The organism is Billgrantia montanilacus (assembly GCF_003336675.1).
GTDB lineage: Bacteria > Pseudomonadota > Gammaproteobacteria > Pseudomonadales > Halomonadaceae > Halomonas > Halomonas montanilacus.
This window is the reverse complement of sequence record NZ_QPII01000013.1, coordinates 50,962-66,860: the sequence shown is the minus strand read 5'-3', so window position 1 is coordinate 66,860 and position 15,899 is coordinate 50,962. Positions and strand designations below refer to the sequence as shown.

Here is a 15,899-nt window from a genome sequence, read left to right as displayed (position 1 = left end):
CGGATTGACCTGTCGGCGGGGCTGTGTTTTTCTCAAGTTCAACCAAGCAAGCGCTAGTGTAAACCCGATGAATGTCGTTAACGAGTCCCCCCGCCGCAAGGAATTGACCCGTCTGGCCGCCCAATTGTTCGTACAGGAGGGCTTCGACCGGACGACGGTGCGTATGCTCGCCCAGGAGATGGGCATCAAGTCCGGCAGCCTGTTCCACCACTTTCGCGACAAGCAGGAGATCCTCGCCGCGGTGATCGAGGAGGGGACCCAGAACGCCCTCACGCTGGCGCGTCATGCGCTCGAGCAGTGCGGCGGCTCCGCCGAGGACCGATTGCACGCCATGGCGCGAGCGCATCTGGAAACCCTGCTGACCGACCGCAACGCCCATGTGGTGGCGCTCTACGAGTGGCGCCGCCTGGATAGCGAGGCCCGGGCGCATCTCAGCCACCTTCGTGACGCCTACGAGGCGCTTTGGGAAGCGGTGATCGATGAGGCCCTGGATGACGGCCTGATCCGTGGCGATCGCTTTCTGGTGTCGCGATTCGTCATGGGTGCGCTGAACTGGACGGTACGCTGGTATGACCCCGAGGGGCCCCGCAAGCCCGAGGACCTGGCCCATGAACTGATCGCCATGATCGCTCCTTCCACCCAGGCCGCCCAGGCAGTGTCGACCAAGGTATAGGCTCCCGGAGTCGTCGAGGGGGTTGCCCCGCGACCGCTTTGCTTCTAGCTTGTACCTAGCGCTTGCTAGGTTGACGCTTACGTCAACTGCATCTATCCAGAGGTATGCAAGTCACCCATTGCCACGACAACAAGCACAAGGAGCAGAGGGTTCACGTTTCGCGCCATCCGGCCACCTGAAGCCGGTCAGAGAGGCGTTGCGTCGAACCGGGCTCCGAGCACAAGAGGGCAGTAAATGAGCACCCATTCCCTTCCCGAATATTCCGCCTTTCTCGAGCGTTTTTCCATCGATGAGGTCATTGCCCGACTCGACGATCATCGGGACGGCAAGTTCAACGCCTTCGAATCCTGCTGTGGCCAGCACCTGCGCACGGGGCGCGGGGATGTGCTGGCATTGGTGCACGAGGATGCCAGCGGCAACGTCAACCGGATGACCTATGCCGAGCTTGAGGCAGAAAGTGCCAAGCTGGCCGGCTGGCTCGCCGAACGGGGCCTGGGGGTGGGTGACCGGATCGCCTGCATGCTGCCCCGCTCCCCGCAGCTGCTGGTGGCGGTACTGGCGACCTGGCGTATCGGGGCGGTCTACCAGCCGCTGTTTACGGCCTTTGGCCCGGATGCCGTGGATTACCGTCTCGGCCGTGCCGACACCAAGCTGGTGATTACCGATCATGACAACCGCTTCAAGTTCGATGGCCTGAGCCAGTGCCCGGCGGTGCTTGCCGTGGGTGGTCCCAGTACTGATCATGGCGATGATCTGGACTGGAGCAAGGCCCTCGCGCACTCGCCCATCGAAACCCGGCCGCCCCGCCTGGCGCCGGATGCCCCATTCCTGCAGATGTTCACCTCGGGCACCGTGGGCAAGCCCAAGGGCGTGGCGGTGCCGCTCTCCGGCATGCCGGCCTTCGCGCTCTACATGGAGCTGGCCATCGACCTGCGCGAGGACGACCGCTTCTGGAACATGGCCGACCCGGGCTGGGCCTATGGCCTCTATTACGCCATTGCCGGGCCGCTGCTGCTGGGCGTCACCACCCATTTCTGCGAAGCCGGGTTCAGCGCCGAGGGAGCCATGGCCTTCATGAAGCGCCATCGCATCACCAACTTCGCGGCCGCTCCCACCGCCTACCGACTGATGAAGGCATCGGGATTGTTCGACAGTGCCCACGAGACACTCGAGTTGCGGGTGGCCAGCTCGGCCGGCGAGCCGCTCAATACCGAAGTGGTGACCTGGGTCGAGCGTTCGCTGGGCTGCCCGGTGATGGACCACTACGGCCAGACCGAGACGGGCATGACCTGCTGCAACCACCACGCCCTGGCGCATCCCAAGCATGTGGGTGCCATGGGTGTGCCGATGCCGGGCTACCGGCTGGCGATTCTGGACGCCGAGTACAACGAACTGCCCCCGGGCGAGCCGGGCGTGCTGGCGGTGGATGTCGAGCGGTCTCCGGCTCACTTCTTCGCCGGCTATACCTGGCAGGAGAAGCATCCCTTCGCGAAGGGCTACTACCTGACCGGTGACGTGGTCATTCGCAACGAGGACGGCACCTTCCAGTTTGCCGGCCGCGACGACGACATCATCACCACCGCTGGCTACCGGGTCGGACCCACCGATGTCGAGAACACGGTCATGACCCATCCGGCGGTGGCGGAGTCCGCGGCCGTGGGGCAGCCGGACGAGATTCGTGGCGAGATCATCAAGTCCTATATCGTGCTGCGCGACGGCTACGAGGCAAGCGATGCACTGGCCGACGAGATCCGTCAGCAGGTGCGCGCGCGACTTTCCACCCACGCGTTCCCCCGTGTGATTGAATTCGTCGATACACTACCCAAGACGCCCAGTGGCAAGATACAGCGCTTCAAGCTGCGCGCCGATGCCGCTGAGAAGGCCGACACAGAAGCCGCCAAATGAACACTGTGGAGACACGCTAGATGCAACTGAAGGACAACACCTTTCTGATTACCGGTGCCGCCTCCGGGCTGGGGGCGGCCACCGCGGAGCGAATCGTTGCCGGCGGTGGCCGCGTGGTGCTGTGCGACCTCAGCGACAGCGTGGAGGCACACGCCGAACGCCTGGGCGCGGCCGCCCGGGCCTGCCGCGGCGATGTGACATCCGCTGCCGACATGCAGGCTGCGGTCGATGCCACCGTGGCGCTGGGAGGCGAGAAGGGCATGGCGGGCGTGGTGCACTGTGCCGGCGTCGTCAGCGTCGCCAAGCTGGTCGACCGTGAGGGCAACCCCGCCGATCTCGACGCCTACGCTCGCACCGTGCAGATCAACCTGGTGGGCACGTTCAATGTCATGCGCCTGGCGGCAGCCGCCATGGCCGGCAACGCGCCGGGGGAGGACGGGGAGCGCGGCGTGATCATCAATACCGCCTCCGTTGCCGCCTTCGACGGCCAGGTGGGGCAGTGCGCCTACAGCGCTTCCAAGGCAGGGGTGGTGGGCATGAGTCTGCCGGCGGCCCGTGAACTCTCGCGGCATGGCATTCGCGTCATGGCCATTGCGCCAGGGGTGTTCCAGACGCCGATGATGAGCGAGATCCCCGATGAAGCCGCCAAGGCACTGGCCGCCTCGGTGCCGTTTCCCAAGCGGCTGGGGAAGCCCGATGAATTTGCTCGCCTGGCCGAGCAGATCATCGGCAACCCGATGCTCAACGGCGAGGTGATTCGCCTGGATGGCGGGATTCGCATGCAGTAGTGCCGTTTGAAAAGCGCTGAGGAATGAGGGCTTGGCATGAATTGGTTGGCGCGCTAGATTATTGTGCTATCAATAATTCGGAGCGCCAGCCATGCCCCAGAATGATACCTGTTCCACATTACAGCTCGACGATCAGCTCTGCTTTGCCCTCTACTCCACCTCCCTGTTGATGACCAAGTTCTACAAGCCCCTGCTCCAGGCGTTGGGTCTCACCTATCCGCAGTACCTGGTCATGATGACGCTGTGGGAAGAGGACGGTCTCAGCGCGGGCACCATCAGCCGCCGGCTGATGACCGACACCGGTTCGCTGACCCCCCTGTTCAAGCGCCTTGAAGGCGATGGTCTGCTCAGGCGGGTGCGCAGCACCACCGATGAGCGGGTCGTCGAACTGTTCCTCACCGACGAGGGCAGGGCGCTGCGTGCACGCGCCGAGGAGATCCCCGACTGCGTGGTAATGGCTAGCGGCGAATCCTTCGACGAACTTAATGCCCTCAAGGTACGGCTGGAAACGCTGCGCGAGAAACTCCAGGTGGCGATGCCCTGACGTAGCCTCCCGCGATACGCAAGGGCAGAGGGGGAGTGCCACCCACTGCGACAGACGCCGTTAGCCCGTGGGCCAATACAGACTCAAACAAGCGCTTGACTCTCCGGCTGTAGCAGGCTAGTTTCAAACACATGTTTGAAAGCGGCTGCCGCTGCCTTCCTGTGCCTAATTTCAGGCGACTTTCTGTGGCTCGCGGCGACCCCTTGTGGCGCACTTTTTTGGAGAGTAAGAAATGCCCGACTATCAGGCCCCCCTGCGCGACCTGCGCTTCGTAATGGACGAGATGCTGGACTTCCCCGCTCACTACGCTCGCCTGCCGGGCGGTGAGGAAGCCTCTCCCGATGTGGTCGCCGCTATCCTCGAGGAGGGCGCACGCTTCGCCCGTGAGGTGTTGCTGCCGTTGAACCAGACGGGGGACCAGGAGGGTTGCATGCTGGAGGGCGGCGAGGTCAAGGCGCCCAAGGGCTTCAAGGCGGCCTACCAGCAGTATGTGGAAGGTGGGTGGCCGAGCCTGGCGGCGTCGCCGGAGCATGGCGGGCAGGGGCTGCCTCATTCGCTGGCCATGGTGCTCAACGAGATGGTCTGCTCGACCAACCTGGCCTGGGGCATGTACCCGGGACTTTCCCACGGTGCCGCCGATGCCCTGCGTCACCACGGCACCGAAGAGCAGCAGGCCACCTACCTGACCAAACTGGTGGAAGGCATCTGGACCGGTACGATGTGCCTGACCGAGCCCCACTGCGGCACCGACCTGGGCCTGATCAAGACCCGTGCCGTGCCCACCGCCGATGGCGGTTACGATATTACCGGTACCAAGATCTTCATTTCTGCCGGTGACCATGACATGGCGGAGAACATCGTCCATCTGGTGCTGGCCAAGCTGCCGGACGCTCCCGAGGGCTCCAAGGGCATCTCGCTATTTGTGGTGCCCAAATATCTGCCGACCGAGACGGGTGAGCCGGGCGAGCGCAACGGTGTTTCCTGCGGCTCCCTCGAGCACAAGATGGGCATCCACGGCAACGCCACCTGCGTGATGAACTTCGATGGCTCCCGCGGTTACCTGGTGGGGCCGCCCAACAAGGGACTGGCCTGCATGTTCACCATGATGAACGCGGCGCGCCTGGGCGTGGGCATCCAGGGACTGGGCCTGACCGAGGCGAGCTTCCAGAACGCCCTGGCCTATGCCCGTGACCGCCTGCAGATGCGTGCGCTCTCCGGCCCCCAGGCGCCCGAGAAGCCCGCCGATCCGATCATCGTCCATCCGGACGTGCGTCGCATGCTGCTGACCCAGAAGGCCTTCGCCGAAGGCGGCCGCATGCTGGTGCTCTATACCGCCCAGATGCTGGATATCGTCGAGCATGGCCAGGATGCCGCCGAGCGCGAGCAGGCGGAGGTCCTGCTGGGCCTGCTGACGCCCATCGTCAAGGCGTTCCTGACCGAGGTGGGCTTCGAAGCCACCAACGAAGGAGTACAGGTCTTCGGTGGCCACGGCTTCATCCAGGAGTGGGGCATGGAGCAGCTGGTGCGCGATGCGCGTATCACCCGGCTCTATGAGGGCACGACAGGCATTCAGGCCCTCGACCTGCTCGGCCGCAAGGTGTTGATGAGCCAGGGTGAGACGCTCAAGGTCTTCACCAAGGAGATCCACAAGTTCTGCCAGGCGGAGGCCGATAACGCCGAGCTGGCCGAATTCACCGGGCCGCTGGCCAAGCTCAACGCCGAGTGGGGCGAGCTGACCATGGGTATCGGCATGAAGGCCATGTCCGATCGCGAGGAAGTGGGCGCCGCCAGCGTCGATTACCTGATGTACTCGGGCTACGTGACCCTGGCCTACCTTTTCGCCCGGGCAGCGAAGCAGGCCAAAGCGGCACTCGCCGCCGGCAGCGACGATGCGGCCTTCTACGAAGCCAAGATCAAGACCGCGCGCTTCTACTTCGCTCGTCTGTTGCCGCGCACCCGCGCCCATGCCGCCATGGTGCAGGCCGGTGCGGAGCCGCTGATGGCGCTCTCCTCCGAGGACTTCGGTCGCGGCTTCGAAATCTGATTCAACCAGGCATCTCTCTCGGTCAGCGCTGTTCTGATCGTTTCGCGGCGGGCATTTGCCCGCCGCTTTTTTGTTCATCGCTTTTCTGGCTGTGGCTGCCACGGCCGGGAGCACGATTTTTTTCCATGTCTGGCCGTGAGCAGGACCGCTCGCGTCGACGAGAATCGACTACACTGATGTGGGCCCGCCTTTCGCTATCACGACTGCTTTTTTCGCTGGCATTACAGTTAGTTACATCGGTAATTAACTGTGCACGGGAGCCGGCTTCTCGGCTAAGGGGGCTGTAGGTATATGTGTGTGCCGTTCCCTGTTACATCGTTTCGCGAGGGTGCTCGATATGACTACATCCAAGCGTTCGTCACCCATGTCAGGACATGATGATGTCCCGGAAGCCGTGGCTCCTCGCGGGCGAATCAGCATGACCCCGGAAGCCGCACCGGAATCCTTCACCCCTGAACGATCCGTGCTGGCCTGCGTAGATACCTCGCATGATTCCACCTGGGTGTTGGTGCACGCCGATGCAATGGCGCGTGCTTTTCGAATACCACTGACTTTGCTGCGGGTGATCGATCCGGTTCCGGAAACCAGCGGCCTGCCGGACCCGGTGGACTGGGCGATTCGTCGGCATGAGGCGCTCTCTACCCTGGAGCGGCTCGCCGCCAGTACATGGCTGAAGACGGTTCCCAATCTGACCCTGCTCGAAGGCCTGCCAGGCGACGAGATCTGCCGTGCGGCCAGCTTGCAGAAGGCTGCCCTCGTGGTGATGGGTGTGCATTGTCTCTGCGGGCACACCAGCCTGAGTGCCAATGTGCGTAAGGTCCTGGAGCGCGGCGAGGGACGCGTGCTGCTCGTGCCTCTGCCCGAGGCGAGCAACGAAGCGCCGAAATACCAGCGCATTCTTGTTCCGCTCGATGGCTCCTGCTGGTCGGAAAGCGCACTGCCTACTGCTCAGCGTCTGGCCCATGCCACCGGCGCCGAACTGGTGCTGGTCCATATCACCACGCCACCAGATTTGACCTCAGGACTGCTGTTCGAACCGGAAGACATCGACCTGCGGCAGCGTTTCGTGAAACGCGACCAATGCATTGCGCGCAATTATCTGCAGCGGATGGGCGATGAACTAGTCGATCAGGGCTTGAAGGTGCGCACCTTGGCGCTGCTGGGCGTCGACCCCCGCAGCGGTATCGACGAAGTCATGCGCGACGACGCCTTCGATCTGGTAGTGCTTTCTGCCTGGGGGCATGGTCGTGCCCGCATCAGCGATCTACCTTATGGCAATGTCGTGGCCTACCTGGCGGGGCACAGTTCGGTTCCGGTTCTGGTAACTTGGCCCGGCCAGCTGAAACAGACCACAAGCGATGGTGGATCGGCTTCCTCCCGTGCCGCTGATTCTGCATTCGAGTAGCAGGTCATGCAGCTCGAGGGCACGCCGACAGACCTGTCCATTGATGCCTCGGCGCGCAAGATCGCTGACCTGCACCATTGTGGCTCGGGATCGCCCCGCGCCCTGGCCAGCCTGTCGGGGCTTCACGCGATACGTGATTGGATACCGATGGCACTAGCCGCGGCGCGCGAGAGCGGCCCCGACAACCTCGCGGCAGCGGAGTGGCTGCTCGATAATCATTACCATGCCCGCCGTGCCGTTCGGCAAGTAGCGCAGGACATGCCCGGCAGTTTCTATCGTAGGCTGCCGCCCCTTGCGCAGTCCTGGGCCGGCGTGGAAGCTGGCAAGCCACGCATCTACGCCCTGGTACATGGCTTGCTCCAGGCCTCTCGCCTGCAGCTGTCGCTGTCACTGTGCGTTGAGTTTCTCCAGGCTTACCAGGAAAGGTCGCCTCTCAACATCGCCGAACTTTGGGCCCTTCCGACGATGCTACGGCTGGTCTGCCTGGAGATACTGATCGGCGCCTGGGGTCGTCTGTTTCCCACGGTGACGTCACCACTCGGGATCTCCGTCGCGGTGCCTGCGCTTGAGGTTCTCGACGATACCGAGTGTATCGCGCGTGCACTGTCGGGCCTGATGGTGATTTCCACGTTGCAGTGGAAGGACGTGATTGATCGAACCAGCTTGATCGAGGCGACGCTGCGGCGTGATCCGGCGAATGTCTATCCACGCATGGATTTCGAGACCCGCGATGCCTATCGTCGGGCAATCGAGACGCTGGCGAGGCCTGGCGACATGTCCGAGTGGCGAGCTGCCGAGTTCTTGGTGATGAGATGTCGCGAGGTGCATGGCGATCCGTTGCGGTCCCATGTGGGCTATTGGCTGTTCGACGAGGGGCGGCGTGAGTTCGAGGCGCAGCTCGGGGTGCACCTTCCCCTCGGAGATGCCTGGCGTCGGCGGCTGAAGCGGAGTGCCGGTCCGCTTTATGCAGCCAGCCTGGGGGTTGGGTCAGCGGGTGCCCTGGGGATCATCGCGCTCTACCTCTGGTGGGGCGGAGCGGATGCACTGCAACTGGCTGCCGGTCTTGCGCTGGCGCTGCTTCCGGCCTCTCTGCTGGGCGTGGCTCTCGTCAACGCCCTGGTGACGCAATGGGTTCCTCCTCGAACCCTTCCCAAGCTCGATTTTCGCCATGGTATTGACGCCGATCACGCCACGGTGATCGCCATGCCGGTGCTGGTTGACCACGCCTCAGACGTGCCGCGACTCGCCCAGCAGCTGGAGCGCCATTGGCTGGCCAACCCGGACCCCATGCTGCAGTTCGCGTTGCTGAGTGACCTTGCCGACGCCGATGCCGAGGTGACCCCGGGGGATGCGGCCATAGAGGCGGCACTTGTGGCCGCGATCGATACCCTCAACGCTCGTCATGGTGGCGGTGATGGCCTGGACGCCTTCCACTTGCTGCACCGCCCGCGGCGCTACAACCCTTCCGAAGATTGCTGGATGGGATGGGAGCGCAAGCGCGGCAAGCTCGAGCAGTTCAATGCCCTTATCCTGCGCGGTGATCTTGGTTCCTACTCAATGACAGCCGGGGCTCCCGAAGCGCTGCGTGGCGTGCGTTTCGTGGTGACGGTCGATGCCGACACACGGCTGCCGCCGGGGTCGGTGAAGCGCCTCGTCGGTACGCTGGCACATCCCCTCAACACCGCCCGGTTCCATCCCGAAACTGCGCGGGTGGATGCCGGCTATACGATCCTTCAGCCGCGCGTGGAGATCTCTCCGCTGGAGGCTGCACGGTCGCGGTTCGCCCGGCTCTATGCAGGAGATGCCAGCGTCGACATCTATTCTCGGGCGGTATCGGATGTTTATCAGGATCTCTTCGGCGTGGGCAGCTTTACCGGCAAGGGGATCTATGAGGTCGAACCCTTCAGCCGCTCTCTGGAAGGCTGCATGCCCGAGAATCGCATCCTCAGCCATGATCTACTCGAGGGGCTTTATGGGCGCGTGGGATTGACCAGCGATATCGTTGTCTACGAGAGCTTTCCCGCCGACTATCTGGAGCATGCGGCGCGCTGGCACCGCTGGCTGAGAGGCGATTGGCAGTTGCTGCCCTGGCTCTCCCGGCAGGTGCCGGGCCCCGGTGGGCGGCGGATACGTAGTCCATTCTCGGCGCTGGGCCGTTGGAAATTGCTGGACAACCTGCGTCGCAGTCTGGTGCCGATCAGCCTTGTGATGCTGGCGCTGGCTGGATGGTTCGTTCTGCCCGGCAGCCCTTGGGTCTGGACTGCGCTTGCCGTGCTGCCGTTGGCGGCGCATCTGTTCACCGATCTGGTCACCGGCTTTGCCCGGGGCCGTCGTCGCGGTGCGGTACGTGGCACGATGCGGCAGCTGCGCGAACAGCTCGGGCGCTGGGTATTGATGGTGACCTTCCTGCTCAACGATGCCGTCATTGCCGTCGATGCCATGGGGCGAACCCTCGGGCGGCTGGCCTCCGGACGGCACCTGCTGGAATGGAGGACGGCGGCACAGGTGGCCGCCCGGATGGGCAGTGAGGACATGCGCCATAGAGCTTGGAAGGCCATGTGGCCAGCGACCGCCCTGGCCGCTCTCATCACTCTCGGGATGGTACTGGCTGCACCGGGAGCGCTTGCAGGGGCGGTGCCGTTGCTCGCCTTGTGGGTGGCGGCGCCCGAGATCGCCTGGCGCCTGGGGCGCCGGCGGCGGGTGCCTGAAGACGCCGTGCCCGAAGCGGGGCTAGCCTTTTTACGCCTCATCGCCCGGCGCACCTGGCTGTTCTTCGAAACCCACGTGCGCCCAGAGGATCACTGGTTACCACCGGACAATTATCAGGAGGCGCCGCAGGCTGGCGCCGCCCACCGTACCTCACCGACCAATATCGGGATGCTGATGCTCTCTTCGCTCACCGCCTGGCGGCTGGGGCATGTGGGGCTGCCCGAGCTGACCGAGCGGCTTGGCAACATGCTCGATAGCATGGATCGGCTGGAGCGGCACCGCGGTCACCTCCTCAATTGGTACGAGACACAGCGGCTGACTCCGCTTGAGCCACGTTATGTCTCCACCGTCGACAGTGGTAACCTCGCCGTCAGCCTGATCACGCTGCGGCAGGCCTGCCTCGACGCTCAGTGTGGGCCGGCCTTCCTGCCTGAGCAGTGGAGTGGGTTGGATGACGCGCTGCAACTGCTCGCTGAATCACTCGGCGAGGTCGACGATCCGGGCGGGAGCCTTGGTGGCTGTGCCGCGCTGGTCAACGAGATGCGGGAAACGATAGGGCAGGGGAGCGCTGACCCCGACGGGTGGTCGGCACTGCTTGACGATATTCGTGATCAACGATTGCCGCAGTTCCAGGCCTGCCTCCGTGACCTGATAAGCCGTGCTGATTTCACGCCCCACGATAGCCTGCGCGAGGTGCAGGTCTGGCTGGAGCGGACCCGCCATCACATTGCCGTCATGCATCGAGACCTGCAGTCGCTCCAGGGTTGGCGCCTTCTCGCCGCAAGCCCGCCCGCTGAATGCGCCGAACTGGCTCGCAGCCTGTCGGAGCAGCTGTCGGTGCAACTTTCGCTCGGCGAGGTGGCACCGGCCATTGAGGAGGTTCGGCGAAGGTTGGCCCACCACGGCTATGCCTTCGGGGACCCGGTGGCTAAGCATTGGGTGGAGGCGCTGGACGCTGCGCTTTCGCAGTCGGCCACAGCGCATGCCAGGCTGGATCTCGCGCTCGATGATATTGCACAGCGCGCCAGCGCCTGGGCACATGGAATGGACTTCGGCTTTCTCTATGATGCTTCCAGCCGGCTTTTCTTCATCGGTTACAACGTCAGTCGAGGGCGGATGGATGCCAACCACTATGACCTGCTAGCCAGTGAGGCGAGATTGACAAGTTACTTCGCCATCGCCAAGGGGGATGTTCCCCTCGAGCACTGGTTCCATCTCGGTAGACCGGTCACCCGGCAGGCGAGTGGGCTGACACTCGTTTCGTGGAGCGGCTCCATGTTCGAATACCTGATGCCGCGACTGTTGATGCGCTCCTATCGTGAATCCTTGATGTATGAAAGCGATCGCACGGCGGTCGACATTCAGCGCCAGCATGGCGAAGCCCTCGGCATCCCCTGGGGCATGTCGGAGTCCGGATACGCTGAGCAGGACCCCGATCAGCGCTACCGCTACCGTGCCTTCGGCGTGGCGGAGCTGGGAGCGCGGCGCGGACTATCGCTCGATCGGGTGGTGGCGCCCTATGCAACGCTACTGGCGCTGCCGGTTCGCCCTCGGGCCGCCCTGGCCAATCTGCATGCACTGGTGGAATTGGGCGCCCTGGGTCGCTTTGGCTTCTTCGAGGCCGTGGACTTCACGCCTGAGCGGGTGCCGGTGGCCGGTGGTTTTACGCTGGTGCGGTCCTATATGGCGCATCATCACGGCATGAGCCTTGCCGCGCTCGGCAATGTGCTGTGCAGCGACAGGCTGGTGACCTGGTTTCACAGCGACCCGCATGTGGCGACGATGGAGCTGCTCCTGAGTGAGCGTGTGCCGTGGGAAGCCCCGCTCGAGCGCCCAAGCGATCAGGACGCGGCCGTCCCCGGTGACCGGCGCCAGGAGTCAGCCCCCGCCCTGCACCCCTGGGTGCCCAGGACATGGGGTGGCTTTAGTAGCCTTCATGCCTTGGGCAATGGGCGCATGACCAGCATGGTCACCAGTGCGGCCGGCGGTAGCCTCGGCTGGCATCGCCACCTGCTCATGCGAGCGCTGGGTGGCACGGGCGAGGCCGGTATCGGTGGTCATGTGCTCTACCTGCAGGAGCGCCATGACCGCTACCTCTGGAGCCTAGGCGGTCACCCTTTCGAGACACAGGGTGGCGACCCCTGGCGGGTGGTGTTTCATCAGCATCAGGTCGAATTCCAGCACCGTGAGCACGGTATCGCCGTCAGCATGACCGTCAGCGTGGCGCCTGGCGATGATTTCGAAATTCGTTACATCACCGTGGTGAACGAAACAGACCGGCCACGGCATCTTTCACTGACCAGTTGCGCCGAGGTGATTCTGGCTCCCGCCGTCGATCACGCTCGTCATCCCGCTTTCAGCCGGCTCTTCGTGAGCAGCTCTTATCTAGCCGAGCTGCAGGGGCTGCTATTCATCCGGCGTCCGTTGGATCCTGCCAAACGTTCACCGGTGCTGCTGCATCGCTTGGTATGCGACGCTCCTGAGGTGACCATCATTGGCTTCGAGACCGATCGACGCGTCTTTCTCGGGCGCCATGGTGATGTTCGTCGGCCGGCGGCGCTGCGCGCAGGAACGCTGGCTGGAGGGACCGGATGGGTTCTCGACCCGGTGGTCGCGCTGCAGGCCGACCTGACTCTCGAGCCGAACCTGAGCTGCAGCCTGGCCTTTGTCACCATCGCGGCCGATACACGAGTCGCCGCCGAGGAAACCGCCCAGCGCTTTACCACACTGACTGCGCTCGACTGGGCCCTGCATGCGGCGGGTGCCCAGGCGGCAGGCGATGTCCACCGGCGCGGCTTGATGCCCAGTGATCTGCCCTCCGTGCAGGCGCTTCTGTCCGCCTTGCTGCGGCCCGAGGGTTCTGGCAGCGCGGCCATGCGTGGAGAAGGCGAGACACTGCCCGGGCAGCATGACCTCTGGGCCCTGGGTATCTCGGGCGATTATCCGATCCTGGCAGTTCACGTGGGTGAAGGGCATCGCACGGCACTGCTCACCACCCTGCTGGCGGCGCATCGACTCTGGCGCGACGGCGGCATTCGGATTGATCTCGTGATCCAGCACAGCGGGATACCCGGCTATGTCGAGCCGGTGCGCGACCGGTTGATGGAGGGTGTCCGCGATGCCGGGGCGCAGGAGCTCATGGGACATCGGGGCGGGGTGCATTTGGTGTCGCAGGATCCGAGCAATCAGAGGCCTGCGAAGGTGATCGAGTCGGTAGCGGCTCTCATCCTTGATGCCGCCGGCAGTTCGCTGGAGCGCCAGTTGTATCGGCAGACGCCCATCGAGCGTCCGGTCTTCGAGCCGATGGGAGCGTGGCAGTGGCCACAATTGCCGCCGCTGAGTGAACCGCCTGAGCGGCGCCTGGCCAACGGTTTCGGCAGGTTCTGTCCCGACACCGGCGAGTATGTCATCACCTTCCAGGCGCAAGACCCGCCCCCGGCACCCTGGGCCAACGTCCTGGCCAATGCCAGCTTTGGTAGCATCGTCACGGAGGCCGGTCTGGGATGGAGCTGGGCCGAGAACAGCGGCGAGAACCGCCTGACCCGCTGGCACAACGACCCGGTCTGCGACCTGCAGGCGGAAGCGATCTACCTGCGTGACGAGATGACCACGCAGATCTGGACCCCGACACCACTGCCTGCTGGCGAAGGCAGCCCATGCAGGGTGCGCCATGGCATCGGCTATACGATATGGGACCGCAACGGCGAAGGGCTGGAGCAAGAACTCCTGGCCTTCGTGGCGGTCGACGAGCCGGTCAAGCTGGTCCGGCTGAGATTACGCAACCCCAGCGGACAGACGCGGCGGATCACGGCCACCTACTTTGCTGACTGGCTGCTGGGCGGTGTCGCCGGGCAGGCCGACCCGATGCTCGCGGCACGCTATGACGCCGACACCCACGCGATCCTGGCGCGCAATACCCGCAATGCCGAGTTCGCCGGCCGTGAGGCCTTCCTGACCAGCACACTGGCACCACACAGCCTGACGACATCGCGCTCGGAGTTCCTGGGCCCCGGGGCTGACCTGCGCTTACCTGACGCCCTCAAGCGCTGGGACCTGGGGGAGTGCCGGTACGCAAACGGGGACTGCTGCGGCGCCTTCCAAGTGCATCTGGATATTCCCGCTGGCCAGACGGCCGAGGCGGTGTTTGTCCTGGGGCAGGGCGTGACCGGCGAAGCCGCACGCGATCTCGTCCTGCGCTGGCAGGATCCGGCGCGGTGCCTGGCCGAGTTCGATCGTCTGCAACGAGCCTGGGAGGGCCGCCTGGGCACGGTGCAAGTCGCGACGCCAGACCCGGCCTTCGATCTCATGGTCAATCGCTGGTTACCTTATCAGACACTGAGTTCGCGCCTGTTCGCCCGCGCGGGGTTCTATCAGGCGAGCGGTGCCTTCGGGTTCCGGGACCAGCTGCAGGATGTGATGGCGCTGCTGCACTCAGCGCCGGATCTGGCCCGCCGCCACATCCTGTACGCCGCTGCCCATCAGTTCGAGGAGGGCGATGTCTTGCACTGGTGGCATCCACCCTTGGGTAGGGGGGTGCGCACTCGCTTTTCCGATGACCTGCTGTGGCTGCCCCATGTCACCGCCGGTTATGTCGCCGCCACCGGCGATGTCGCGATCCTGTCCGAGGGTGCGCCCTTCCTGACTGGTCCGCCGCTGGGGCAGCAGGAGCATGATCACTACGCGCTTTTCGAGGCCACAGCCGAGTCCTGGCCACTGTTCGACCATTGCGAACGTGCGCTGGAGCGTGCGTATCGACTGGGTGCCGACGGGCTGCCGCTGATCGGAACCGGTGACTGGAATGACGGGATGGATCGGGTCGGCGCCAAGGGCCGGGGACAAAGCATCTGGCTGGCCTGGTTCATGATTTCCACCATCCGTGGCTTTTTGAAGCTCTGCACCGATGCGGGGCGCGAGGATCTGATGCCGAACTGGAGTGGGCGGATGACAGCCTTGACCGAGGCGGTGGAAAAGGCTGGCTGGGACGGGGACTGGTATCTGCGTGCGCTGGACGACGATGGCCAGCCTTGGGGTGCGGCATCGAACCAGGAGTGCCGGATCGACTCGATCGCACAGTCCTGGGCCGTGCTCTCTGGGGCCGCCGACCCCGAGCGGGCGCGTGGCGCCATGCACTACGCCGCGCAGGAACTGATGCGCGACAACGACGAGCTGGTGCGCCTGCTCACGCCACCCTTCGATATCACGCTGCGCGATCCGGGCTACATCAAGGCCTATCCGCCCGGTATCCGCGAGAACGGGGGGCAATACAGCCATGCCGCCGCATGGTTCGGTATCGCTTTTGCCCAGCTTGGCGAAGGCGATCGCGCCAAGCAGGTCTTCGACCGGCTCAATCCCGCGCTGCACGCGCGGTCGCCCGACGAGGTCCGACGCTACCTGACCGAACCCTACGTGGTCGCTGCCGATATCGCCGGGGTCGAGCCGCATTTGGGGCGCGGCGGCTGGACCTGGTACACCGGCGCTTCCGGCTGGAGCTGGAGGCTGGCGGTTGAATACATCCTGGGCTTGCGGCTCGTCTCGGGCAGGCTTGAAATAGCACCATGCCTGCCGTCGGCCTGGACCGGGTTCGAGGCACGTCTCGAGCGCCCCGAAGGAAGCCTGGTGATCCGTGTCGAGAAGCCCGAGGGGCTGAGCGAGGGAACCGCCCGGTTCAGCGTGGACGGCCGGCCTTGCTCGGGAAGGACCATCGAATTTCCGGATGACGGAAAGACCGTCGAGGTGCTGGTCCGGATAGAACCCATGGCTGATGCAGAGGTTAAGCGATAGGCGACTCTCAGCGATTAACGAGGTCGAGCCGGGTACTCTGCTGAGAGGCG

General features: G+C 64.4%; 7 protein-coding genes. All 7 read left to right on the top strand.

Annotation, left to right across the window (positions count from 1 at the left end; genetic code table 11):
• Nucleotides 1-67 precede the first annotated feature (67 nt).
• On the top strand, nt 68-673 hold the full coding sequence (locus DU505_RS15865; RefSeq protein ID WP_114479967.1) for a TetR/AcrR family transcriptional regulator: 606 nt from the start codon (nt 68-70) through the stop codon (nt 671-673).
• 234 nt (nt 674-907) lie between these two features.
• Nucleotides 908-2,578: an AMP-binding protein gene (locus tag DU505_RS15860; RefSeq protein WP_114479966.1), complete on the top strand. Its 1,671-nt coding sequence runs from the start codon at nt 908-910 to the stop codon at nt 2,576-2,578.
• A gap of 20 nt (nt 2,579-2,598) precedes the next feature.
• Nucleotides 2,599-3,366 carry an SDR family NAD(P)-dependent oxidoreductase gene (locus tag DU505_RS15855; protein WP_114479965.1) on the top strand — a complete coding sequence of 256 codons (768 nt, stop codon included), beginning with the start codon at nt 2,599-2,601 and terminating at the stop codon, nt 3,364-3,366.
• A 91-nt stretch (nt 3,367-3,457) separates the two neighbouring features.
• On the top strand, nt 3,458-3,910 hold the full coding sequence (locus DU505_RS15850) for a MarR family winged helix-turn-helix transcriptional regulator (protein WP_114479964.1): 453 nt from the start codon (nt 3,458-3,460) through the stop codon (nt 3,908-3,910).
• Nucleotides 3,911-4,142: 232 nt separating this feature from the next.
• Nucleotides 4,143-5,954 (top strand): acyl-CoA dehydrogenase C-terminal domain-containing protein, encoded by a 1,812-nt coding sequence (locus DU505_RS15845; RefSeq protein ID WP_114479963.1) that lies wholly within the window; start codon nt 4,143-4,145, stop codon nt 5,952-5,954.
• Nucleotides 5,955-6,372: 418 nt separating this feature from the next.
• On the top strand, nt 6,373-7,359 hold the full coding sequence (locus tag DU505_RS15840; RefSeq protein ID WP_181872849.1) for a universal stress protein: 987 nt from the start codon (nt 6,373-6,375) through the stop codon (nt 7,357-7,359).
• A gap of 6 nt (nt 7,360-7,365) precedes the next feature.
• A complete protein-coding gene (locus DU505_RS15835) occupies nt 7,366-15,849 on the top strand; it encodes a GH36-type glycosyl hydrolase domain-containing protein (protein WP_114479961.1) in 8,484 nt (2,827 codons plus the stop codon).
• Nucleotides 15,850-15,899: the final 50 nt, after the last annotated feature.

Excerpts from the sequence above, each read along its gene's own strand:
- DU505_RS15835 (WP_114479961.1), top strand. The coding sequence starts at position 7,366 with ATGCAGCTCGAGGGCACGCCGACAGACCTGTCCATTGATGCCTCGGCG.
- DU505_RS15865 (WP_114479967.1), top strand. The coding sequence starts at position 68 with ATGAATGTCGTTAACGAGTCCCCCCGCCGCAAGGAATTGACCCGTCTG.
- DU505_RS15850 (WP_114479964.1), top strand. The coding sequence starts at position 3,458 with ATGCCCCAGAATGATACCTGTTCCACATTACAGCTCGACGATCAGCTC.
- DU505_RS15845 (WP_114479963.1), top strand. The coding sequence starts at position 4,143 with ATGCCCGACTATCAGGCCCCCCTGCGCGACCTGCGCTTCGTAATGGAC.
- DU505_RS15860 (WP_114479966.1), top strand. The coding sequence starts at position 908 with ATGAGCACCCATTCCCTTCCCGAATATTCCGCCTTTCTCGAGCGTTTT.
- DU505_RS15855 (WP_114479965.1), top strand. The coding sequence starts at position 2,599 with ATGCAACTGAAGGACAACACCTTTCTGATTACCGGTGCCGCCTCCGGG.
- DU505_RS15840 (WP_181872849.1), top strand. The coding sequence starts at position 6,373 with ATGACCCCGGAAGCCGCACCGGAATCCTTCACCCCTGAACGATCCGTG.